This is a genomic window from Mycoplasma sp. 394 (assembly GCF_054353895.1).
The window spans coordinates 135,198-160,523 of record NZ_JBTHHL010000002.1; the positions used below are offsets into that span (position 1 = coordinate 135,198).

General features: G+C 25.2%; 21 protein-coding genes. 19 read left to right on the forward strand and 2 right to left on the reverse strand.

The annotated features are described in order from the left end of the window. Window positions 1-180 precede the first annotated feature (180 nt). The 5 genes from ACXYRQ_RS01205 to ACXYRQ_RS01225 all read left to right on the forward strand — a co-directional run bounded on the left by ACXYRQ_RS01205 (window position 181) and on the right by ACXYRQ_RS01225 (window position 3,230). A complete protein-coding gene (locus tag ACXYRQ_RS01205; protein ID WP_458614554.1) occupies window positions 181-948 on the forward strand; it encodes a DNA cytosine methyltransferase in 768 nt (255 codons plus the stop codon). A 162-nt stretch (window positions 949-1,110) separates the two neighbouring features. Then, the gene (locus tag ACXYRQ_RS01210; protein WP_458614574.1) at window positions 1,111-1,260 is read left to right on the forward strand and encodes a DNA cytosine methyltransferase; all 150 of its coding nucleotides are present in this window, start codon (window positions 1,111-1,113) and stop codon (window positions 1,258-1,260) included. Next, a complete protein-coding gene (locus ACXYRQ_RS01215) occupies window positions 1,244-1,951 on the forward strand; it encodes a DNA-methyltransferase (protein WP_458614555.1) in 708 nt (235 codons plus the stop codon). Before ACXYRQ_RS01210 ends, ACXYRQ_RS01215 begins: the two co-directional genes overlap by 17 nt. Window positions 1,952-1,997: 46 nt before the next feature. Further along, window positions 1,998-2,552: a hypothetical protein gene (locus tag ACXYRQ_RS01220; protein ID WP_458614556.1), complete on the forward strand. Its 555-nt coding sequence runs from the start codon at window positions 1,998-2,000 to the stop codon at window positions 2,550-2,552. A 132-nt stretch (window positions 2,553-2,684) separates the two neighbouring features. Next, entirely contained in the window at window positions 2,685-3,230 is a 546-nt protein-coding gene (locus tag ACXYRQ_RS01225) for an HNH endonuclease (protein ID WP_458614557.1), read from the forward strand. Here ACXYRQ_RS01225 and ACXYRQ_RS01230 read toward each other — a convergent pair. Together ACXYRQ_RS01230 and ACXYRQ_RS01235 are read right to left on the reverse strand one after the other, a co-directional pair. Further along, window positions 3,227-9,142, reverse strand: a complete 5,916-nt coding sequence (locus tag ACXYRQ_RS01230; protein WP_458614558.1) for a beta-N-acetylglucosaminidase domain-containing protein — start codon at window positions 9,140-9,142, stop codon at window positions 3,227-3,229. The genes ACXYRQ_RS01225 and ACXYRQ_RS01230 overlap by 4 nt on opposite strands. Then, window positions 9,142-11,502, reverse strand: coding sequence for an MGA_1079 family surface serine endopeptidase (locus ACXYRQ_RS01235; protein ID WP_458614575.1), 2,361 nt, complete (start codon window positions 11,500-11,502; stop codon window positions 9,142-9,144). Before ACXYRQ_RS01235 ends, ACXYRQ_RS01230 begins: the two co-directional genes overlap by 1 nt. Window positions 11,503-11,555: 53 nt before the next feature. Here ACXYRQ_RS01235 and ACXYRQ_RS01240 point away from each other — a divergent pair, with 53 nt between their 5' ends. From ACXYRQ_RS01240 to ACXYRQ_RS01305, 14 genes are all read left to right on the forward strand, one after another. Next, a complete protein-coding gene (locus ACXYRQ_RS01240) occupies window positions 11,556-12,359 on the forward strand; it encodes a hypothetical protein (RefSeq protein WP_458614559.1) in 804 nt (267 codons plus the stop codon). A gap of 944 nt (window positions 12,360-13,303) precedes the next feature. Then, entirely contained in the window at window positions 13,304-14,560 is a 1,257-nt protein-coding gene (mobL, locus tag ACXYRQ_RS01245; protein WP_458614560.1) for a relaxase MobL, read from the forward strand. After that, window positions 14,561-17,017 carry a type IV secretory system conjugative DNA transfer family protein gene (locus tag ACXYRQ_RS01250; protein ID WP_458614561.1) on the forward strand — a complete coding sequence of 819 codons (2,457 nt, stop codon included), beginning with the start codon at window positions 14,561-14,563 and terminating at the stop codon, window positions 17,015-17,017. Further along, window positions 17,007-18,110 (forward strand): hypothetical protein, encoded by a 1,104-nt coding sequence (locus ACXYRQ_RS01255; protein WP_458614562.1) that lies wholly within the window; start codon window positions 17,007-17,009, stop codon window positions 18,108-18,110. The genes ACXYRQ_RS01250 and ACXYRQ_RS01255 overlap by 11 nt, the downstream gene beginning before the upstream one ends. Further along, window positions 18,110-19,360, forward strand: a complete 1,251-nt coding sequence (locus ACXYRQ_RS01260) for a hypothetical protein (RefSeq protein WP_458614564.1) — start codon at window positions 18,110-18,112, stop codon at window positions 19,358-19,360. Before ACXYRQ_RS01255 ends, ACXYRQ_RS01260 begins: the two co-directional genes overlap by 1 nt. Further along, a complete protein-coding gene (locus tag ACXYRQ_RS01265) occupies window positions 19,360-19,692 on the forward strand; it encodes a hypothetical protein (RefSeq protein WP_458614565.1) in 333 nt (110 codons plus the stop codon). The genes ACXYRQ_RS01260 and ACXYRQ_RS01265 overlap by 1 nt, the downstream gene beginning before the upstream one ends. Next, window positions 19,692-20,129 carry a hypothetical protein gene (locus ACXYRQ_RS01270; protein WP_458614566.1) on the forward strand — a complete coding sequence of 146 codons (438 nt, stop codon included), beginning with the start codon at window positions 19,692-19,694 and terminating at the stop codon, window positions 20,127-20,129. Before ACXYRQ_RS01265 ends, ACXYRQ_RS01270 begins: the two co-directional genes overlap by 1 nt. 121 nt (window positions 20,130-20,250) lie before the next feature. Further along, the gene (locus tag ACXYRQ_RS01275; RefSeq protein WP_458614567.1) at window positions 20,251-20,505 is read left to right on the forward strand and encodes a hypothetical protein; all 255 of its coding nucleotides are present in this window, start codon (window positions 20,251-20,253) and stop codon (window positions 20,503-20,505) included. A gap of 1 nt (window position 20,506) precedes the next feature. Beyond that, window positions 20,507-21,103, forward strand: coding sequence for a single-stranded DNA-binding protein (locus ACXYRQ_RS01280; RefSeq protein WP_458614568.1), 597 nt, complete (start codon window positions 20,507-20,509; stop codon window positions 21,101-21,103). Beyond that, window positions 21,103-22,944 carry a DNA topoisomerase gene (locus ACXYRQ_RS01285; RefSeq protein WP_458614569.1) on the forward strand — a complete coding sequence of 614 codons (1,842 nt, stop codon included), beginning with the start codon at window positions 21,103-21,105 and terminating at the stop codon, window positions 22,942-22,944. Before ACXYRQ_RS01280 ends, ACXYRQ_RS01285 begins: the two co-directional genes overlap by 1 nt. A 486-nt stretch (window positions 22,945-23,430) precedes the next feature. Further along, window positions 23,431-23,823 (forward strand): hypothetical protein, encoded by a 393-nt coding sequence (locus tag ACXYRQ_RS01290; RefSeq protein ID WP_458614570.1) that lies wholly within the window; start codon window positions 23,431-23,433, stop codon window positions 23,821-23,823. Continuing rightward, on the forward strand, window positions 23,816-24,037 hold the full coding sequence (locus tag ACXYRQ_RS01295; protein ID WP_458614571.1) for a hypothetical protein: 222 nt from the start codon (window positions 23,816-23,818) through the stop codon (window positions 24,035-24,037). Before ACXYRQ_RS01290 ends, ACXYRQ_RS01295 begins: the two co-directional genes overlap by 8 nt. Next, window positions 23,988-24,290 (forward strand): hypothetical protein, encoded by a 303-nt coding sequence (locus ACXYRQ_RS01300; RefSeq protein WP_458614572.1) that lies wholly within the window; start codon window positions 23,988-23,990, stop codon window positions 24,288-24,290. Before ACXYRQ_RS01295 ends, ACXYRQ_RS01300 begins: the two co-directional genes overlap by 50 nt. A 33-nt stretch (window positions 24,291-24,323) precedes the next feature. Continuing rightward, window positions 24,324-25,326, forward strand: a 1,003-nt coding sequence (locus ACXYRQ_RS01305) for a hypothetical protein (RefSeq protein ID WP_458614573.1), incomplete at its 3' end; no start/stop codon positions are given.

The window sequence follows — 25,326 nt, forward strand, 5'->3', positions numbered from 1 at the left end:
ATAAGTAAAATTACTCAACTTATATATATATATATATACGGTGTAATTATACCAATTTCGAAAAAATATCTATATTTAGTAGCAAAATATTTATCATAAAAAATGATAAATTTTATGCAATTTATCTTATTTATAAGAATCAAGATTAAAATAAGATATAATTAAAAATAAAGAAAAAAAATGAAGTATAGAATCTTAGATTTATTTTGTGGAGCAGGTGGTTTTTCGTTGGGATTTGAACAAAATTCTAATTTTAAAACATTAGTAGCAGCAGATTTTGATCAAAATGCTATTAATACTTTTAAAAATAATTTTTCCGATTCAGAAGTTATTTGTGGTGATATAACTAATATAAATATCAAAAATCAGATAATAAAAAAATCAAAAGAAGTTAATATTAATATGATTATTGGTGGTCCTCCATGTCAAGGATATAGCCTTAAAGGGAAAAATTTAGGATTTGATGATCCAAGAAATTTCTTATTTTTAGAATATTTTGATATTGTAAAAAATATAAGTCCTGAGATTTTTATCATTGAAAATGTTAAGAATCTACTGAATGCACAAAAAGGATATTTTATTAAGCAAATTTATCAAATGTTTACTGATTTAGGTTATAAAGTTTCTTATGGAGTTTTAAATGCAAAGAATTTTGGGATTCCACAAAATCGTGAACGTGCAATTATTATTGGATGCAAAGATAAAGAGATTTTGCTCCCCAAATCTAATATTGATAAACACATAAGTGTTTATGATGCTATTTCTGATTTAAATTATCTGAATTCTGGTGAAGGCAGTTTTCAAAGTGAGTATCTATATAAACCACTAAGTAGTTACCAAAAAAATCTAAGAGGAGATAAGTTGTATAATCATATTGCAACCAAACACTCAAAAATCGCTTTAGAAAAACTTGCTTTGATACCTGAGCAGGGGGATAAAAGTTTTTAACCTAAACACCTATGAGGTAAACAACAATTCAACACTACATGAGCAAGATTAAAATGAGATGATGTATCCTCTACAATTGATACCCGTTTTGATACTCCATCAAATGGAAGAAATTCACATCCGGTATTAAATCGCGCTATTACTCCAAGAGAAGCAGCCAGAATCCAAAGTTTTCCAGATACTTTTATTTTTTATGGTCCTAAAACAAGTATCTGCAGACAAATAGGTAATGCAGTTCCGCCGATGTTAGCTAAAGCGATAGCAGATCATATTGATTTAGAAATGGAAGAAATTAATGCAAGAAAAAATTAAAATCTATCATGCTGATGCTTATGAGATGATAAATCAGTTTAAAAAAGAGAATATTAAAGTTAATCACATTATCTGTGATCCACCTTATAATATTTCAGCAAAGCATAATTTTAATACCTTAAATAACCCGCGACAAGGTGTATATTTTGGATTATGAGATATTAATTTTGATTTGTTTTCTTGAATTAAACCTTATTCAAAGTTAATTGATAAAAATGGAAGTTTTATTATTTTTTGTTCGTATAAATATATAAGTTTCATCATAAAAGAATTAGAAGAGGCAGGATTTATAACTAAAGATGTTTTAATTTGACAAAAGAATAACCCGATGCCTAGAAACATCAAACGTCGCTATGTGCAAGATATGGAATTTGCCATCTGGGCTGTCAAAAAAGGTGCAAAATGGGTTTTTAATAAGCCCGATGATAAAGTCTATTTAAGATCCTTGTTTTCTTTCCCAATTGTATCAGGGAATGAAAGAAGTAAACACCCGACTCAAAAAAGTTTAGCATTGATGCAAGAAATTATAAATATTCATACAAATATAGATGATGTTATTTTAGATCCATTTATGGGGAGTGGCAGCACAGGAGTTGCCGCGATAAAAAATAATCGAAAATTTATTGGTGTAGAAATAGATGAAAAATATTATAAGATAGCAGAAAAGAGATTATTTAATGATAAAGGTTAGTAAATTATTGGATCAGAATATTCATCCATTTTTATACGGGATGTTAATGAGTAGAATTTTAGTTTCAAAAGACAATAAATACTTTGCCGCTGTTAGTTCTTATCAAGAATCTAAGAAAGTTAATTCGTCAAAGCAAGAATTTTTAATATATTCTAATCAATATCTACAATTTATTAAAAACCTAGATACTAGATACAACTGAATTGATTATCATGAATATACACAAAACTATAAATATACTAATTTTGCTTTCAATGGAAAAGAAAAAGCTATTTTGTTAATACAAAACGATTTAAATTTAACTGAAAATAATCTTTTTAATCGTTTATATTCTAAGATTTTTCAAACATCAGATTTTAATGAAGGTGAAAGTATAACAGAACCTAAAAAATGATTTATTAGAGGATTTTTTGAAAGTAGAGGTAGCATAGATACATCGCTGAATTTTTTAAGTATTGATTTATTTTATAACAGTAAATTTCAGCTCAATAAGATCAAATTATTAACTGATGTATTTAATATTCCGATATCAGTTTTAAACATAAATTTTAGACAACTACAAAAGCAGTTTGTTGAAAATATTAATCGACGAAACACATAATTAAGAATTAATTTAAAGTGATATATAAATCAAATCGGGATTATAAATAACTATAAATTTAAAATCATTTTAAGTAATTATTCGTTTGGTAAAGCTATAAAAATAGATGAATTAAATTTCATTGAATGTCAGTTGTCATATCAGAATAAACCTAATAAATTAAATTCTGTAATTGATTTCTTTATTTCTCTGGTTTTAGATAAAGATTTATCATCATATGATGTTAAAAAACTAAGAAATCAATTATTTAAAACAGAATCACTAGATATAAAAGTAAACCGTAACAGACAATTAGTATCTTACATTTTGTTGAATACTCCTGATGTTTGCTATGGGTGCATCAATCGATATCCACTTGAACATAGAACTTTTATGCACAGAAAAACAAGCAGAAATTATTTTGAAATTCATCATAATATTTCACTTTCTAATAATCAGATGCTAGATAACATAGATAATCTGGTGAAATTATGTCCTGTTTGTCACAGTTGCTTAAAGAAAAATGTCGGAACTGAGTTAGAACAAAAAAATATAATCAAGAGTATTCTTAAAAATGCTGAAAATTTAAAAGAATTTGCAATTAATTTCTTTGATACAAGCAATATAGACAAGGTAATCGACTACATTTATCAAAACCTTTGTAATACACAAGACAATTACACAAAATCAACATCCTAGGATGTTGATTTTCTAGATTTTGAATTATTTTTCTTTGAAAAATATCTATAAGCAAAGTAGTAGGTAAATAAAATAGTTGGTGTAATTATTAGAGCAAGAATAATCGGTAAACCAATATTCAAGAAATTATTAGGTTTTTCTCTGATAATTTGGCTATTTACATCATCTAAAAGATTATTTCATTGTAATTCAGTATGTATATTAGCTTTTTTGTTTAAAAATTCTGATTTTTTATTTGAATCATTTATTTTATTGATTAGAGTATCTAAATAATCCATCATTTTATTGTCTGTATTTATTGACATTTTAATAGCATCTATTATCCCGAGTAATTGTTCTGATGAATTTCAAGTTTTTACAATGTCATAATAAAGTTTTTTTTCATCCGAAAAAGTAATTTCTTCCACTAATTTATTTATACCATCTTTGTCTATTTTACTTTTATAAACATCTAATTGTTTTAGTATCTTTTCGATATCATCATATTTTAAAGTATTGTTTTTAATTTTATTCTCAGTATCTTTTGATAAAGCATCCATTTGTTTTATTACATCATTTGAAAAAATATATTTATAGTTCGGATTGATAAATAGTTTTTGCTGCAATGAATGAATTTGATTACTTTTATCTAGTGTAAATTTGTTAAACAAGTTATTTAGAAAATTAATATTAATATCTCATGCAGTCTGCGATGTATTCGGATCAGTTATGATTGCATCTTTAACTATAAATTCATTATTTAAATCTTTTGATAACTGCATTCAATTTGGTCACTGATTCTTTAAAATATCAATAAATTTATTTTTAATACTGTTTTGATATGTTTGAATACTATTACCATTTTGGTTATATTTAAGTTGTTGATATTTATCGATAAATGTATTATTTAACTCTTTATATTCTTCCTCACTTGTATTTTTACTTAATTGTTGATTAATCTTATCAACAACATCCCTAAGTTCATTTAAACTTTTTTGTGTATAAATATTGGTATTTAAATTTTGAAATTCCCTTAAATCTAAACGAACATTTTCTTGATTGTAAATAGAATTTTTTAAATTATCTTTTGCTTGATTATATAGATTTATCAAATCATTTGCTGCATTTATTGATATATCAGTTTTGCTATTAATAATATCCAAAATTTTGTTATAGATAGTTAAATATTGCTCATATGATAAGTTTGTATATTGATGCTGGTTATTATCAACTTTATTAGAAATTAAAGTTGATAATTGGGTTAAATCCACTTTTGTATGAGCATTTGAAATAATATTATTAAGTTTCAAAATTATATAATTAATAGTATCTTGATTTAGATATTTTGAAACATTTGCTAATTGTGCCTTAGCAAATGTTTCATCATATGCTTGCATATCTACATTAGTTCAATTTGGATAATCAACATCTTTTTTTGTAGCTAAATTTTGTAACTCGGATTTATCAACATTGATCGGTGTATCAGGTTTATCAACAAAGACAATCTGAGCAATTTGTGGTATTAAATTGCTTCAACTTATCTTGATTGAAATTATTTTATGATGTTCATCAGTAGGTAAAATAAATCAAGTGCTATAAGCAAGTAAATTACCTAAAATAACGGTATTTTTGGTTTTATTTTGTTCATCATAAATGGTTGCTGATATTTGTGCATTTGCTGGGTTTAAAGCAAAAATTTCAAGATTTTTGTTTGTGTATGTATCATAACTAAAATCGTATGTTAAGCTGCCATTTTCAGAAATAGGTTTATAAAAAGTATCTAAGTTTTGGTCAAGCAGATTTAAAACACCATAATCTTTTTGTGAATCTATATTTGTTCCAGAAAAACCCTCGATTTTATTATTTAAAATATTTTTACCATCATTAATAACTATTTCGTTAAAGTTTAATCCGTGATTTTCTGGATAGTTATCATTAATAAAGATTTTGATATAACGGGCATTTATATTTAATTTATCTACACCTCAATAACGATAATTTGGATATTTAGCATCATAGAACCCATAATCTGTATCAGATAACTTATTAAAGGTAAATTTAGTATCATAAGTTGGTGTTGAATAGATTGTAGTTCAATTTATATTATCGTTTGACACTTGGATATCTGCATTTCTTAATCAGTTGATATTATTCAAATCTGAAAAGATTTTTATGGAATGTAAATTAATGTTTGAACCTAAATCATAGGTTAAAAAGTCGCGTCTGCGTAAGTTTTTGCTAATTTTAACAACAGAATTAAAATCAGAATCAAAGGCAGCATTAGTTTTGAAAGTATCGGTTGAATTATTGCTAATGTTAGTGTCAATTAATCTGCCAAAAGGTTCTTGGTTTTGTGTGTAAATAACCATATGATTAAATGCTGCAGTTGCAATTTTATCGCTATTGTTAAATAAAATTATGTATCTAGCAGCAGTATTTGGTTTGTATTCAGTTCAATCAATACCATTAACAGATGTAAGCAAACTAATATCTTTATTTTCAGATCAATATAAGTCAATATTTGCTATTTGATAATTTTTCTTTAAGTCAATTCCGATATAATCGCCCTTATTAAGTTGATAATTATGATTTTGACTTTGAGTATCTAAAGAAAATAATCTAAATGTTCCATTATATTCAGAAGTTGTAATATTATTAGAATTTTTTAATGATGTATATAAATACTGATCGGTATTATCACCATTAAATTCGACATCAAAAGATTTTATTTCTCAAAAACTCTGTGTATTTTGAGTTGATAAAACTTTGATTCCGGTCAAAATACCTGTATTTATAGGTAAATTTATCTTTGTCAGATCATCATTTAAAAAAACATTATCTAAAATATTAACAGTTTCACCATTTAAAATCCCTTGAACTTTAACATTTGAAAGTTTGTTATTAGGATTTTGTAAGATACTTATTGAAGCAACTTTACTTGGATATTTAAAATCTACTTTAAAACCTTGATTTACATTTATATAACCATTATTTGTAGCATTTGCTAAAACAGCTGAAGTAAATTCAGTGTTATCAGTAATAAAACCAATAGAATTGTTTTGATTTGAACTTCTAACATTTTCTCGACCTAAAATTCTAGTCCCTTCGAATCCTGGTGTTAAAACTTGTTTTTGATTTAGGTCATCATAACCTACCCTTAATCTAGCAATTCTTCATCAAGAATTATTAACAGTAGTGTTATTTACAAATCTAAATTTGTTAGTCATTGCATATCCGTGAGCGTGGATGTTAAATGAATTACCATAATCATTTTTTGAACTAAAAAGTTTTCATGAATGCGATGCATCATCGTAATATTCTATTTTAAAGTTACTTAGGCGATCTCTTCCGTTAGGTTGTCCTTGGATTAAATCGATTCTGGTTATTAATCTTTTTTCTGGAAGCATAAATGCAACAGATTGATTTTGTAAGAATGCCGATGTATTACTATGTGCCGAAAATGCTCAGTTGGTATTAAAATCATCATCCTTAATTGAATCGATGCTTCCTTCGCGTTTTCATAAATCGCTTGATTCATCGGCTGTATCTTCGGTATAATCATTGTAATTGTTTTTATTTGTATCAAGTTGCTCTTGGTTAATTAATAAGTTTGTTATACCTAATCAAGCCTCTTCAGGGTTATTTTGGGTTGCCACAAGTCTTACAGCACTTACATTTTTGATATTTAAGTTATTTAACTGAATAGGTTCGATGTTATCATGAAATCTTTGATAAATTTGATTATTAACATCTGTTCAGATACCATTAATTGATCGATATTGTAATTTAGAATAAAAGAAATGATCGCGACCATCTTTCATTTGTATATAAATAGAATTTAAGGTTAATGGTTTAGAGAACTCAACACCAAAATAGTCATTTTTATTAATTCTATTAGGGTTAGTAAATAACATTTGATCTTTGTTTTGTGGATCAAAAATATTTCCAGCACCAGTGTTTGGAGTATCAGTTCGACTAGTTATAAATGTTTGTTGTACATCATTTATAGTTTTTTGATGAAAATGAAGTTTTTGATTTTGGATATCATCTAAGGTAGATAAAAGATAATTTATAAAAGGTTGTAAAATTTTCGGACTAATCTGAGGATTAATTGTTGTTTGATTTACATTAATTTGATGTTTAGTATTTGCTTTAATAAGGTTTTTATGTGCTAAAAACAGGTTATTAGCAAACTGGTTATCTGAATTAGTTTTAAGATTAATTAATGCATTCAAAGAATTTATAAGAGCATTATTTAAGTCGATAAATGCATTAATTCAAGGAGAAAAAGTTGTGATAAATGAATTTTGAAAATAGTAATCTACAAGTTTGTTTAAATTATCATTTAATGAATTAAAATAATTTTGGATATCTAAAACATCTTCTATATTGTATTTTTGAGAAGTTAATAAACTTTGTAAATTTGTTAGTTTGTTTTCTATATCGGTGTTATCACTTCGATCCTTTATAAAGATATTAGAAGCAAAATCTTTGAATAATTTGATAAGTTCTTGGTTTTCTAATTTATTACCAATAATATCATTAAAAGCAGTGTTATAAAGTTTTTGAAAATCAGCATTATCAGCATTTCACAAGTAGTTACTTAACATATATAAAGGAATTTGTGCATTTTCAAAAAATGATGATGGATTTAATAAAATCCCATTAATATTTTTATATTTATCTATATTAGTTGTAAATCCACTGAGATCGAAGTTATTTTGAGCAGATGTTGAATTAAGAGAATTGTTTCATAAAATAATATTTTTGTTATTTATTAAATTAGCAAGATTATCAATAAAATCTTTATCATATGAATCTTTTGTGGTGGTTATAATCTTAAAATTATTTGGAATAGTTGCAAAAAAGTTTGTTACATCAGCTGGAGAATTTGCAACTTTATTAGCAAAGTTATCGATGATATTAAGGTTATCAAGTAAGATATAAATATCTTTATTATCTATCTGTAAGCCTTGATATCAATCGTTAAATCTACTAAAGAACTCTTGGTATATATTTAAATTTATCTCACTGCTGTTATTAATAATAAAACCAAATTTAGTTATTTTATTAGCAATTAGTTGCTGTATTTTTGCTTTGAAGTTCTCAAAATCACTACTTAATGATTCACTAGTCATCTTATTTTTTTTAAATATATTGAAAGCAAAAACAGGTTGTATGTTAGATTGTAAACTCTTGTTAACAAAAGGAATTAAAAATTCATTAAGTTGTTTATCATCATATAATTGTTTTCAATCAGAATTAAGGTATTTATCGTAATAATTACCATAAAAATACATATTAAGTTTGTGTTTTTGAGCATAATCAAGGTATTTAAAGCGTTCATTATTGCTTCAGTTGTTATTTTCTGTAGCTTCAATGATTCCGCGATCCTTGTAATCTGAATAATCTTTAATGATAAAACTTTCAATGGTGCGGTTTTGTAGTTGGTTAAAGATTTGAGTAAATGTTGCGGCTGCATAAAATTCTGATCCTTGTTTAAAACCAAAAGCAGTTATGATATTATCTCTACTTGTTAATAAATACGCATCATTTTTAAATTGAATATCATTGTTAAAATCAATATCATTTGCAATCATATTATCTACTAATTTATCAGAATTACCTGAATTTCCGATAAGAATATTAGTTTTGCCAACTTCAATTTGTTTGCTTAAGGAAACTTGATAATTCTTGGCTTTAAAAGAATTTTGCAATAAATCAATAGCACCATTAGAAATACCATCTTCAACAACCAAGTTGATTTGGTTGTTTAAAACGTAATTTTTGTATAAATAATTAATTTCTTTAACTTCTGGATCAATGTTATAACTAACATGCGATGTATGATTTTGTGTATACGAAGCAGAAACAAAAAATAAAGAAGAAAGTCCTAGAAATGGAAATAGTTTTTTAAATTTACGAATTTTCATTATTTCTCCTTTATTTGCTTCATAAACCAAGGCAAAGCATATTTGTTTGGATTCACTGCATTTGCACGAATAATTTGAGAAGCAAATGAGTGTTTGTTTTTAAGTTCAAATGGGTGTTCACCGTTTCAGTTAACTCCAAAATAGTTGTAATTTAATGCATCATAGTTTCAACTTACCGAGTAGAGAAAACCAACACCAGAATTTCATAAGGTAGCAAATGAATCATCACCGATATATCTACCAGTTCCGGATGCTCCAGCACCTGAGTAAAATGGAGCATAATTTTGTTGGTATCCAACATCCATCCCTAGTGTTGAATCAACATAGTATCGAGCCGGACGGTGATCTAATATAGCTGTTTGATTTGCTCTTGGATAACTAATTGATGCAACATCTTTTGTTACAGGTGAATTCATATTGTTATATTTTCAGGTGTAATCAATTTTTGCATTATTTAATTTAAATCAGTTTTCTAAATATAAGGCTAAATCAAATTTGCCTTCGTTTCTTGCTTTTGCAATTTGTTTATTAATATCTACAATAATAATAGTAGCATCGAGTCGTTCAGGGGTACGATTAGTGTTTAATAGTGGATCACCGTTATTGTTATATTGTTGAATCCCGATTCATATGGTGGTTGCTTCATTACTACCTGCACTTGTATAATCGGTTCATCCATAGCGACCGCGAGTTGCATATGTAACTTCCTGTAAAAATGGAGCAGATATTGTGATATCACTAGTTCTAAAGAACAAGTTTTTACCTGATATTAGCGAAAAATCTCAAATCCCACTTGATTGGGCATGATGGTTAGTGATTACATAAAATCTTCCATCGTTTGGATCGTTATTAACCTTACCAAGCATTGATGCAGTAGCAATTGCTCCTCCAGGGCTATAAGCAATTGATCTACCGATAATTGCACGAACTAATTCACTGTATTTACCATATTCGTTTAAACGAATTGATTCAAGTTGCATTTTATACCCATCATGAAATTTAAAGGTAACATTTTGGTTTGGATTATAGATATTATGATCAAAAAGATATTCAGGTTTATTATAGAATAAATAGGGTTGATTAAAAGTATTAGCCATTATTTTAGAATAATCAAATGAATTGGTATTTCAATGAAAATCTTCAGTTTGTTGTGTTGAATCATATTTGACTTTTAAAGTAGCAGCACCGTTAGCAAATAAAAACTTGTATCCAGATAGCTCTTTTGTTACCGATGATGTTGCATTTCTGGGATCAATTATAATTTTATTTGCTGGATTCTTGGTTCATAAGGCAAAATCGATATTATTATTATTTCAACTTGCTTGCACCATAAATGTAAATTTCTTTTTATTTTTAGTTACATCTACAGCAACATTTACAATTTGCTTTTCTTTAATTTCATCATAATCAAATTCAACATCAAAAGCAGGATTTTCTGTAATACTAATATTATATCCATTTTGTATTATTGCTCCACCGTTGAAACTAAGAATTAATTTCCGATTCGATGTGTTTTGTGTAAACATCGGATCAAGAATTTTGTGTTGTAGTGTTCAAAAAATTGTATTTGTATCTTTATTTATACTTCACAATGCATCTTTTCAATAAAGTTCAAGAACCCTTTCGCGATGAACATTATTAGGTGCATTATAAATTGTTCTTAATGAATTTGCATCATTATTTGAATAAACAGGATTTTGATGTGGACTTCTTGGATTTTCTGTTTGAAAACCGTTTATTTTAAATCAACTTAATGATTTTACATGACCAGAAGCATTGCTTCCATCGAAAGTATTAACACCGAAGCGAATATAAGCAGATGTTGCATCAATTGCTTGAATTTCATCGATTCTTATTTCTGAGGCTGGTAAATCAAAGTTGCGATAGGTTAAAATTCCGTTATTACTTTTAATCTTGATAATTTGATTTAAATCATCTAGGTGTGATTGATAGTATGAAATAGTGTGTTTTACAAGTTTATTATTATCAACCGATATATCATCATAAGTAAGGTTATTAAGCATTATTTGTGGATAATGCAGTTGTTGATAATCATTGACAAAGTTTATTAAGGTAAAAGTTTGATTTGGTGAATATCTGCAATCTTGATGTTGCTTATCAATAAAACCGATTCTAAAACTTAAACCTCTTTTTCCAACTAATTTAAAGTCATAATAATAAGTAAAATATCTATTTCTAATACGGTTGATATCATTATTGTTAATCGGATATATAACTACATCTTTGTCATAATTACCTGTTCCAAATGGAATATATGTCGATAAATCCTTATTATCTGTTTTATTTGAAGCACTTCCTGATTCAATTTTAAAGGAGAGCGTAGAATTTAAGGTATATAAAAGCTAGTCCGTTACGGGCTAGCATTTTTAATTTTGTTGAAAGGAGTTGGTTTATGTCTAAGTTAGCAGAAATAAAATTACAAGAACAAGAACAAGAATCGATATCTTTAAAACAAAAAAACTATATTGAAAAATGTATCAAGATCGCAAAAAGTTGTTACGGTAAATTTGATAAATATAAAAAGTTAAATTGGTTAATGATCGCAAACTACATTTTAGAAAATAGATTTTCATTAACTGGGTCTACTAGTAATTTCAAAAAATTAAATGGGATGCTTGGAGTAGTTTATGTTTTGATGCGAATCCGTTTGAAAGATAATTTAAACAAGTTTTATTCTAAGGTGCAGTGAACAAGTTGATTAATGACTTTTGGTTTTAAACGATCAACAAGTTTTGAACTTTTAGCAAAATTAGCAAAATTAGGTTTAGCTAATTTAGATCATCCATACTTAACAATTTTTGGTGAGTATGCAATGCTATGAGTTATTAAAGGGATCAAAGGATCTAAGAAAACAAAAAACTATACATTAAGAACAAAAGAATTAATCGAGTTTTTGTGTTTTGGTTACAAACAACTTCAAACAAGTTTATTTATTAACTTAACATTACGCAAATTTAAAACTTTAAGCAAACTTGAAGTTAAAGTTAAAGATAAAGTTAAAAAATTACAAGTTTTCAATAATCAAGTTTTTATGAATTTACAAATAGCAAATTCTAAAACAACAATTAAAAAAATGTTAGAAAAATATACTTTGATGCATTTTAATCAAAGTTATAAAAATTTCTTTAATCATTTAAGAACAAAGAACGATGGTGTATTTAGTTCTTATAGAATCATTAGAAATTCTTTATATTAAATTTTAAAAACATGCTTTAAGAAAAAAACCTGCATTGATAAAAGTTATCTAATTAATCGTTTAACAAAACAACTAACATATTAATATTTGTTTTTTTCAATATACATTCTTCTTTATTTATTTTATGTTGGTTTCCTTTCATATAATTAATGTTTTTTCATATAAACTTTGTTTATTTATAGTTGTTTTGTTAAAAATGTAGGTTTTTTTCTTAAAGTTGATATAAAGGATTTTTAGTATTTATAAGAAAACTTTAAGAGCAATTTATATAAAGTTGCTATTTTCTTGTATAAGTTGTTATTAAAAATAGCAATAAATTAAGAAAACTAAACGGTTTTCTTAAAAAAAAATACCTGTAGTCCGAAATTGTGGCATTAAAATGATGCTTAAGAAAGAAGTGAGAGGGTGGATGGAGGATGATGGATGATGATAGGATGGGGTTATATATGATGTATATATGAAATATATACTAAGATATGTTTTATATGTATATATAAAATTAAGGGTTGTGGGGTGTTTTAACGGTTTATTTGGTGTTTAATATAAAAAGATATTAATTTCCAAACTAAATAGTGTTTATAAACTTAATAAACGGGATTTTAATATGCTAGGTTATATGTTCGTACTAATCTATAACTAGATATTGTTTTGCTCAAGATTAACTAAGTAGGTAATACTTTATATTGTTTTCAAAACTAACTAAGAATCAAACTTATACCTTACTTTAATCCCTTAACTAAACTAAAATATGTATGTATATAAAAAATAAAAAACTAAAAGTCACCATATAAAATACGGCGATATGCCGTACAGCCTTGAGCAACCAATTTATAAATAAAGCTTTAGCTTTGGGGATTAATATGTAAACAAGGCTCTTTTTGTTAAAAAAGTAACTAAAAAGAATTAATTTCTAAACTAAATAGCATTTATAACTAAGGGGTTTTGTGCAAGAATTATTTATTGATTTTAATTTTATTGCTAAAGATCGTTATTATAAAACGGATTTAGGTAATAAACATGATTTAAATGGTTGGGTGCGATCTGGTGCGTGGGTTGATTATTATACAAAGGATCAAAAAGTGGTAGATTTTGAAAATTCAAAGTTTAATGGTCTTTTTGGTGAAAGTTATGTGGACAGTCTGTTAGATTTTTATAAAGAAAATATCAAGAAAAATAAAGGCTCAAGTAATTCTGGGATGCATGCTGTAATTGGCGGTGATTATTATGAAAATATTAATACTCAAGGACTTAAAGCAAAAATGCAAAAGTTTAATGGTGTAATGTATGAAATGGTAATTTCAAGTAATGATGCAATGTTGTCTGCCGGGATGGTAGGTAATGAAAAATGAAAAAATTTAGTTTCTAAGAATTTAATGAAGTGACTGCAAAGTTCTGGTTTAGGTTTTGAAAAAGAAAATTTAGAAATATATTATGCAATTCATGGTAATACTGAACATCCGCATATTCATTTGTCGTTTTTTGAAACAAAAACAAAACGAAATTTAGGTCGTAAGTATTACGGGATTACTAAAAATATTGCTGGTAAAAAGTTTAATGAACTTAAAAAGTCGATATTAGAATCGTTTACTGATTCGTTAACTAGTGAACTAGATTTAATTAATAAAGAACTAAAAAATGTGCGTGCTATGAAAGTTATGTTCAAAAAAGATTTATTAAATATTAATAAACAAGAATATAACGATGCTGTATTTAATTTACAAAAAGAATGTAAAACAACAAAAAATATATGATATAGCAAACTTTCAAAAGAAAGTAAAGCATTTGTTGATGAAGTGCGAAATGATTTATATAAAAATTCTAGTAATTTTAAAAAAGTTATCGATGATTTTAACGATTCATTAACGGATGCTAGAGAAGAGTTAAAAAATATTAATGATAAATTTTTATATGAAGACTTTGATTTAAAGTTAAATAAAGAAGCAAAAGAATTTAATCAAAAAATTAATAATGCGATTGTAAAAGAATTAATTACATTTAAAGTTGATAATAAAGTGGCTGCTAAATATGGTTCTAAAAATACTAAAAGAATTTATGGTGGTGGTTATCAAAAGTTGTTTAACAAAGTAGATAAAGATATATGAAATTTGGATGCAAAGCATCGAAAATTAATTTCGTTAGCATATCGCATCGCGAAAGCAAAGGATCTCGAAGAATATGAAAACATAATAAGAAGGATGTAAATGTTAGAAAATGTTAATACAAAAAAAGTTATTAAAATTTTTAAGTTTTTGTTTATTGTTTTAGTATCGATTATTTTGTTTTTGGTAATGTTAGCGATTATGTATATCTTTATCAATCGTAATCATTTATCTTTACAACTTATTAATCAAATATTTTCAAAAAGGCTGTTTGTTGATAATTATAATTTAACGAACATTAACGAAAAATTAATCTTTTTTGGGGTGTATTTTGTAATTATAATCGCATTAAGTGTGTGACTTTTTTACAAGGATCTTAAAAAGGTTAAAAAACGTTTCGATAAAAACACTAATAAGTGGTTATATAATCAAGTTAGTGGTGAAAAGGACGTAAAGGTATTTAATAAAAATGTAAATTCTGGTTTTAATAAAGGGACTGCATGGGTTTTAAATGTATTAGTAAATAAATTTAGTAAAAAACAACATTGATTATCGGTTGCGCACGAAAATTTTGATCGAAATAGTGTGGTAATTGGTGGTACTGGTAGTGGTAAAACTCAACGGGTGCTATTACCAAACATTCTTTATAATATTAATTTACCTGTAAACAATAGGCCTAATATGGTAATTATTGATCCGAAAAAAGAAATTTTGTCTTTTACTGGTAAAAGGTTCGAAGAACAAGGTTATAAAATTTATGTAATTGATTTTGCATCCCCTGTTAATTCGCTAAATTGGAATCCGTTACATTCGGTATATAAACTTGTTGAACAAGCAAGAAATGAACAAAATAGGGATTTATTAATTGATGCATTTGCTAAATATGCAGAGGCGATAGAATATATCCCTTGAGATTCTGGTAAAGAAGCATTTTGATCAGAAGGTGGTAAACAAATATTAACGTTTTTAGGTAAATTTATGTTATTAGTAAAATATGACTTTGATTTAGTTGCTCAAGAAGACTTTAATTTTGCTAATTTACAACGTAATGCATCGATGGGTTTGTTTGCAAAAGGACTCGAGGCTGGTAAAGCAGCAAAAGAAAATCAAGTTACAATGTTACAAACAATGGAGCAACTTAAAGGGTTTTCTAATGATTGACTCGAGTTATATAAAGATTATATCAGGTTAGCAGGTATTAATGAAACAACTTTATCTTCAGTATTAGCAAATGCTACTATCCCTTTGGGGTGTTTTACCAAAGATAAAAATATCGAGAGGTTAATTTCTTATACAAGTTCTTTCGATTTAGAAAATATTTTAAGTTCGGATGAAAAGTTTGTAATATTTATACATTATAAAGATGAAAATACTATTTACCATCCGTTGGTTTCAATGTTAATTGATGATATTTATCAAAATGCTATTGGGGTAGCAAAAAAGAATTTAGTAACTACTGGTCGCGAAAAATTAAAAACTCGTTTATTATTCTTTTTAGAAGAGTTTGGTAATTTACCGTTAATACCTTATTTTGATAATAAGATAGCGATTAATCGATCAAGAAATATTTTATTTTCATTGGTATTACAAGATAAGAATCAACTTAAAAAATATAATACTCCATCTAATTCGCAAGTGGATGCTACCATTTTGTCGAACTTACAATTTATGTGATTTTTAAATACATCTGATGAAAATACTAAAAAAATGATTGTTTCAAAATTAGGAACAAAAGAAAATGAAAAATATTCATATTCTACTAATGCAGCAGGTGGTAATAGTTCGAGTTTATCATATGTAGATAAACCGTTAATGAACGAGGCAGAACTTGCTAAAAAACCTGGTGATCATATGTTGGTATTTATCGAAGGACTTGCTCCGTTATATTTAAAAACGCAGTTAGTATATAAAAATTTTTCAAAAGATAATTATATTTATAATCAAAATGAAATTAAGTTGCCTGAAAAGATTTTAGATATATCTAGTGATTATTTTGAAAAAATATTAAAAGCAAAATTAGCAGAAGAAAGTAAAAGAAAGGAAATTACCCCTGAAATGACCGAAAATATGTTTGGTGATACTGGAGTTAACTTATTAGGATTAATGCCGGTAAGTGAAAATGTTTTAAAAGAAATATCCGAAATAACAAAACAAGATATTAATAATATTGAAGAGGTAAGCGAAGAAGAAATAGAAGATATACAAGAAGATATACAAGAAGATATAAAAAATGAAATTGAAAACTTACAAAATGAAGAAGTAAAAAAACAAAATACAGAAAATTTAGAAATAATAGCAAGTATAGAACAAGAAATTAAAAATAAAAAAGAAAATGTTAATAAAGAACATTTAATGTTAAAAAAATTAATTCAAAAAAGATTATTTAAAACTGTAAAAGAAATAGTTAATGAAATTTATCAAGAATTAAGTATACATAACGAAATACTTGATAATGCTATTCAAGCAAAAGATGATAAAGATGAAAAAGCAATTATGAAATTTCAAGCAGAATATATCGAATTGCTAAAAAAAATTAATGAGGTAAAAAATGTTAGATAAAAATATTAAACTTTTTAAGTTATACAAAATGAAAGAAAAACTAAGTTTTTCATTAGATAATTTTAATAAACAACAAACTAAGTATTTGCTCCCGATTTTATATATAGGGGATGATATTATTTTTGGTGAAGTGCGAGCACAAGATAAAACAAAAATTTTAGAAACAACTAATTTATATAATGATAAGAATAAAAAAAGTAATTTAGCATTATATTATAAAAATTTTTATCGGATGAACTCAAAAATCTTAAAAGAATATATTTATGAAGATGAGCAAACTATTTCATTAGGACATGTTAGCGCAGTCAATGAGTTAAATATTTTAGATAAATTAAAATACTGTTTTTCAAAAGAAGATACTAATACTAAATTAACATATATTTATCCGAAAAAAAATGAAGAAGAAAATTTAGAAGAATCAAAAGCAAAAGAAATAAAAATAAGCGAAAAACAAGAATTTTTAAAACATTTAAATATAAAAGAACCGATTTTATATGACCCTATTACAGGTAAAGAAGATCCTATTAATTTTTTTTGATCAAAAGATAGAAATGAAATAATAAAAAATTTATATTCTATGCTAAATGAAACATTAAAAACGGGGGGGTGATTAAGCGAAAAAGAATTAAATAATCTTTCATGAAAAGAATTTCAATATGAGACAGATGCAAAACTTGAAAGATTAAATAATCTAGATTGAGATGAGTTAGCAGATTATTATAGCGATCCAAAAAATATACATCATATGATGATTGAAAATAACGTAAACCAAATATGAACAATTGATGAATTTAAACTTAATGTTAAAAATAAAATTAAGGAGGAAGGTTTAAAAAGTAATTATTTGAAATTTTTACCAGAACTTATGGAATTAAAAGACAAAACTAAGTTTGTTGAAATAATAGAAAGTGATGAAAATGTATATTTAAATCAATACGATTATGACGAAATGACTAATGAGTTGATAGAAAATCATTTAAATCCAAAAAAAGAATTTAATTTTATAGTTAATAATGATAATTTTAATATAGATTATTTAAATAAACAAGAACAAGAAGATAATGAAAAATTAGAAAAATTGATGGAGATGTAATGAAAATTAAATGTAGTGAATTAAATTGAACACATATTGATCAATTAATGCAAGGTGATGAAATTAGTCAACAAGATAAAAATATTATTAATTTATATAAAGAAACATTTCAAAACGATAAAAATTTATCTAGAGCAATTAATATTGTTTTTCATGATGTAATTAAAACAAGAATAAAAGAAAGAAAAATTCCTTTTCTTTTTATGGTAAATGATTATATAAATGATTTAAATAAAAGGATTATTGATAATAAAGGTTTAAGTGCAAAAGATGTAGAACTTTCTTTTGATATACATGAAAATAAAATTTTTATAAATAAATATATTTTAATAAAAGAAGACAAATGAAAGTTTTTAACTACAGAAAAATTAATACCAGAATTTTATTTTGTTGAAGGTAATAAATTTTTTGATGACCAAAATAAAGATGAATATAACATTCCATTTTCGTTAATAATAGATGCATTTAAAAAAGAAATAATAAATGAAGAAGCTGATAAAAAAATCCAAAAATATAGAGATTCTTATGATCATAAAGAACTAAATAAATATGAAGATCATAAGAAATTATTATATGCTCCAGATGTTTATATAGATTTATTTTGAGATAATCAATCAAAGAATCCAAAAATAACTAAAATAAAAGATAAATTTGTAAAAGAAATTGAAAAAAGACAAAAAGAAAAAAAGAGATTATTTAAAAAATATGGATGATATTTTGATTCTATATCCCCTGTAATAAATCGTTTAAAAGAATTTAATGAAGATATTAAAACTTATGGAGAAGAAATAGTTATTAAAAAAATTGAAAATAGCAAAAGTTTTCAAAATGAAAAAGAAGAATATCTTATAAAAAATAATATAAAGCCAAAAACAGGTTATTTCGAAAATATAGAAAGCGACATAAAAAAAGAAGGAATTTTTTCTTGATATTTACCAATATATAAACAAATTTCAACCGAAAAAGAAAAGATAATGAATGATCCAAATATTGATTATGTTTTACCTTTAGTATTATTACCGAACGAAAAAGAATGAAAAAATTTTTCATCATTATTTAAAAGAGAGTTAAGTTATGTTAAAGAAGATAATTTTAAACTCGAAAAAATGAGTGAAGCAGAAATAATTAAAAATGTTTGAGAAAAAGAAGATACAGGTTTAAATGTGATTAATTATATGCAACAAGAAAAAGAAGAAGCAATAATAAAAGAAACAGAGAAAATATTTGTTGATAAGATTAAAAATATGTAATGTTAATTAAAGAAGTTTTAAAAAATATTTTAGTAAATTTACAAATTAATCTTAAAAATGCTAAAAATGTTTATAAAGAAATTTATTATAAAAAACTTGATATTGTAAATTTATTAATTGAAAATGTTGATTATTATATTTTAGAAAAGAAAATTAACGAACGCGTTTTAAATATATGAATTACCGAGCGAAGCGATAAAGAAGATATTATAAGAATTTATAGCAATATATTAAATGGTTTAATGAATAGTTGAATTAAGAATGATTATGATAATGAACATATTTTAAAAATATGTGGTTACCAAAAATATAAACAAGAAAGGTTATTTTAATGGATCAACAAGTTAATATTTATGTGTATAGTTCTTTAATAAATATGTTAACTACAACGAAATATGCTGTGCCGTTACTTACTTTTAAACGGATGCAACAATATAGCGATCAAATCGATAAGTTTGCTAATGATCTAAATAAAATATTACAAGCAAAAATAAGGTTATTTTATGAAGATATAGCAAATTTAGAAAGTTTTAAAAATTTTTGTGAAGCGCTAAATTTAAAAAATAATGATCGTAATTATTTTTATGTAGATCGATCAAGAATTAAAGTTGATGCAATAGTTGATTGATATATTACAACTTATATAGAATGAAGTGAATTTTTAGAACTTTGTGAAAATAAGTTAAAAGTTATTAATGAAGAATTAGAACTTAAAAAACAAACAAAATTAGCCAAACAAGATAAAAAAACAAACAAAAACATTAAATAGGAGTAATTATGAAATATCATATAACAAATGAACTAAAAGAAATTTTAGAAAAAATACAAGAAAATATAGATAATAAAAATAAAGAACTTAAAGCAGAATGTGTACAAAAGGAGTTATTATAATGGATGTAATTACATTTAAAGAAAAATACCGTATATGAGATAATGCAGAATTTCAATTAAAGGTAAAAATAGAATTTAATAATCCAATTTATGATTTTTGAAATCATCCGTGAGCAAAATATGCGCAACTTTATAGAAAGTATATGGATAAAAAACAATTAAAGGATTATGTAATGATCCAAAATCATAATTTATATTTATTAACAAATGAAGAGTTTACAAAATTATATGAAGCAAATAAAGGGGAAAAGTAAAATGAGATTATCAAATATTGGAGTAAATAACTATATTGTTACTTTAAAAGGAGCGGTAGTTAAACAAAAATATAGTGAGTTTAATGCTAAAAATAAAGAATATCAAAAAAGTGAGTTTGTGTTCGCATTTAAGGATAATAAAAGCAAAGAAATTAAATATATTAATTGTGTTGCATGAGATAAACAAGCGAAATACTTTGATCAAGCAGTAACCAAAGGTACACAGGTATTTATTAGTGGTTATTTAAAAGAAAGAAAATGAACAGATAAAGAAAATAAAGAACATGTTGATAATTATGTGCAGTTAGCAAGTTATGATGTATTAAAAGATTCTAAAATACAAAAATTATTTAAAGAAAGAAATAAACAAGAAATAGCAAAAATGGATCATGAAAAGTTAGCAAAAATTGATCGTAATTTAGATTTTAAAGAATGAAGAAAAGATAAAGAATTTAGTGATTCTAAAGTTATGATAAAAGCATATAACGATGCATGTGAAATGCAAAAACTTTCTTATTATGCTGCGCAAAAAGAATTAGATAAGCGAGCAGAAAATTTTACAAAAAATCAAGTAGATATTAATGTAAAAGGTGTTTAATGGATCTAGTAATCATCGAAGGTTATGGTAAGTTAAAAACGATATCTTCATATTTAGGTAAAGATTATAAGGTAATCGCAACTGGTGGACATATTAGGGATCTAATAAGTGAAAAAAATAATGTTTATGGGGTGGATTTTAATACTTTTGAACTAACTTGAAGAATAATCGATAGCGAAAAAGCAAAGGTAATTAAAGATATTAATAAGTATGCATCTGATGCAAATATCATTTATATTGCTACCGATCCCGATCGAGAGGGTGAAGCGATAGCATATCATATTAAAGAAGTATTAAAACAAGAATATAAAAATAAAACAGTAAGAATCAAGTTTAATGAAATTTCTAAAAGTGCGATTTTCAAGGCGATTAAAAGAAAAGGGGATATCGATCTAAATTTAGTAAATGCACAGTTTACTAGACGCATTTATGATCGATATTTTGGTTTTAGTGCTAGCGATGTTGTGCAACGAGCATTAAGGCAAAAAAGTGCTGGCCGTGTACAGTCGGTAGCATTAGTTATTTTAGAAAAAAGGATGCAAGAAATAGAAAATTACATCCCTAAATATTCTTATAGCATTGAAAATAAGATTAAAAATTTAAAAATTAAGTTGGTAAATGAAAATAATGAAGTAATAAATTTTGAAAGTAAAAATGATGCGCAAAATGTTTTAGATAAATTGTCAAGTAATTTTTTCTTAAATGAAGTAATTGTAGAAGAACAAAATATTAAAAAGCCACAAAGACCATTTACAACTTCACAGTTACAAAAAGTCGCTGGATCTAAATTTAAATATGGTGCTGAAAGTATTGAAAATGTGTTACAGCATTTATATCAAGGGATTGAAATTAATGGTGAACATTTAGCGTTAATTAGTTATCCAAGAACTGATAGCAGTAGAATTAGCGCAGAATTTAATGAAAAAGCAAGTGATTATGTTCATAAAAATTTTGCTCGAGAATATTGAAATGATAGTTATTGATTTAACGAACTTAAACAAAAAGAAAGTGCGCAAGATGGTCATGAAGCATTACGTATAATCGATTTTGAGTATACTCCTGAAAAAATGAAGTTATATTTAAATGAGATGCAGTATAACATTTATAATCTTATTTATTATAAGACTCTTGAGTGTTATTTAGCATTTTCAATATATAAAAAAACTACCTTTAAATTTAATAATAATGATTATGTTTTTTTAGGTGTTGATAAAGTGCGAACTTTTGCTGGATATGAAATCCTTAATTTAAAGTTAGATGCAGAAGAATTAGAAGAAAGTAGTGAACTTAAAGAAAATGAAAGTTATGTTATTGATAAAGATATAAGCTGGATTAAAGAACATGTAAATAAAAAGCCGACTTTGTTTTCGCAAGCAGAATTAATTGATTATTTAGAAAAGAAAGGTATTGGTAGACCATCAACATATGCTAGTATGGCTAAAGTTAATATTAAACGAGGCTATGCGAAAGAAAATAATAGAAAACAAATATATTTATTAGAAAATGGCCGTTTAACAGCAAGGTTTGAAATAGATAAATTTAAAGATACCATTTCCGAATCCTTTACTGGTGATATGGAACATAATTTAGATTTAATATCAAAGGGATTAAAGGATTGAAAAGAATATTTATTGTTCTTAAAGCAAAAAGTAGATAACGAAATTAATTTAATCAAGATCCCTAAAAAAGAAGTTAAATATTTGGAGCGAGTGTGCCCAAAGTGTGGTTTGTTGTTAGTTGATAAAGAAAAGTCGATCACATGTAAAAATTATTTTTGAGATTTTAATTTAAGAAAAAATATTGGTAAGTGTGATTATGTAGAATGAAAAACAACAAAGTAATTACTTTGTTGTAAATAAATTAGAATCTAAACAACTGATAAAAGAAAAGTTAGTAACAATTTTTAATCTTGTGGTTTTGTTCTTTGAAAAATTAGATGTATTAGCATAAATAATTCAAAGAAAGGGTTTTAAATTATATTTATACTTTTCAATATCATTATAAAAATTCTTAAATTTAAATTCTTTTTTATTTTGATTAATAAAACATATATTTAGGTTGTTGCTATTAATGTTTACAGAATCATAATTAGTAGCATTATATATAAAGATATCGATATTTGATAATTGATAATGTAAAAAGTATTGTAAGTTATATTTTTTAGTGTATGGTAATTTTTTAAAGGTAATATTTCTTTTTTTAAAGTAATTATCAAATTTTGATTCGATATCGTTATAAGAAAGTTTATAAATAAGACCCTCCTTTCTGCTAAAATAGCAAAATAATTATATAGAAAGGTAAAAATGAAATATTTATATTTTTTTCATATGGATTCAAATAGAATCTATTTAATAAAAAATTTTCGAGGTAAATATATAAGTAAGTTATGTAATTTTTGTGTTGCTACTAAAAAGATAATTGTAAAAGCATATAATTTTGAAAAGTTTGTTTATAAAATAAAAGGTAAATATTATTTAGATGGACACTTAGTTTTTAAGTCGTTTAATATTTTAAATATAGAGCAAGTAAAAGAAAAATTTTTAGAATATTGGGCAGAAATTAAACAAATACAAAAAGCGATATTAGATATAAATGATATAAAAATGTTTGAAAAAGAATGTTGAAATAACATTAAAGAAATTTATTATATAAATAAATTAAATAAAAAAAGATATGTATTAAAAGATTATAAAAATATTTTTAAAGGAAATGATGTATAACTTAAAAAGTAATTATTTAGTGCTGCAGGTGTTTGAAAATGAAACTCGCAAGATTATTGGTTTTTGTAAAACGTATAAAAAAGCAAAAGAATATTTAAATTTTAATGAATATAATATCGAAATTTTACAAGTTACTACGGTAGCAAAAAATTATGGTAAAAAATATGAGTATAAAGAATCGCAAAAAGATGAACGAAGCAAAAGACCGTTTTAAGTTAAAATGGTATTTATCAAAGAAATTTTTAATTGTAATTACTGTTATTTTAGTATTAATTAGTTGGTTTTTTGGTATTTATTTATATGGTGTAAATTATTTAGATGATCAATGAAGTGAAAAAACAAAAAACATTGTTAAAATAATTTTTTCTTTATTGATCTTTTTTAATATTGTTATAGTTGTTATTTTATGAAGAATGCGAGCAAAAACTATAAAAAAAATGTTGATAAAGTATAAAAAAAGTATATAATTTATGAAATAAATTATAGGAGATTATTTAATTATGAAATTTAAACAAAAATTTTTATTTTTAATGGGATCGATTTTGAGTCCTGCCGCTGCTGTTTCTTGTGGATTTGTAAATACTGTGCAGATGTCGCCTGGGGAAAAAGAAAAAGTGCCCGGGGGTGGTGTTAAAAAAGAATTAACGCTACAACAAATAAAAGAAAATGAAGTTAATAATTTTCTGAATCAATATAAGGTAAAAGATTTATATTATAAAGGGGAGATAAATAAAAATAATAATCCGTTCTTAAAAGATTGGGATTATTGGTTTGCTAAGCCTTCTTATGTTCTAAAAAGTTATGATATATCTGATGTGCAAAATTGAAGAGCACATATTAGTCATCCATATATGAATTTAAATGATTATAATACGATTATTAAAGCGTATGATGCTAAAATACAAAGTGATAATTTGTATCAAACTAAAAAAGCAAGGTTTGAAAAATGAGCAAAAGAAGAATTTAATTTTCATCCTGCTGATGCGAAATTAAAAGGGACTGCATTAAATATCGATGTTAGTGAAAGAAATTATAACGGGGATTTATATCAACTAATTATGGATGTGGTAAATGATAAAGTAAATATCGATGAAAAAACAAAAGAAAATTTTTATAATGAAGTTTTAGCATATTTAAATTCTGCTAGTGATAAAAATACTTATACCTTTATCAAAAAAGATGATGATAATAATTATTTAATAAGTGATAGTGATTTAGATAAATTTGCGAGTGAAAGTTATAATCAATATCAAAGTAAATATCTTAGATATTTTGCAACAACTCCTAATGAAGAATCTGGGGTGAAAATATTAGCTGATACATATAAAGAATTTAGAAAATTTGCAAAAAATTTTATTGGTTTAGATGATCAACAAGAAGATACTAGTAAACCGAAGCCTGAAGATATACCGTTATTAAACTTAGTAAACGGGAATTATTATGCGCAAAGAATAAGAACATGATTTTCGTATATCTTTACTGATTATTATAAGGGACGGATTA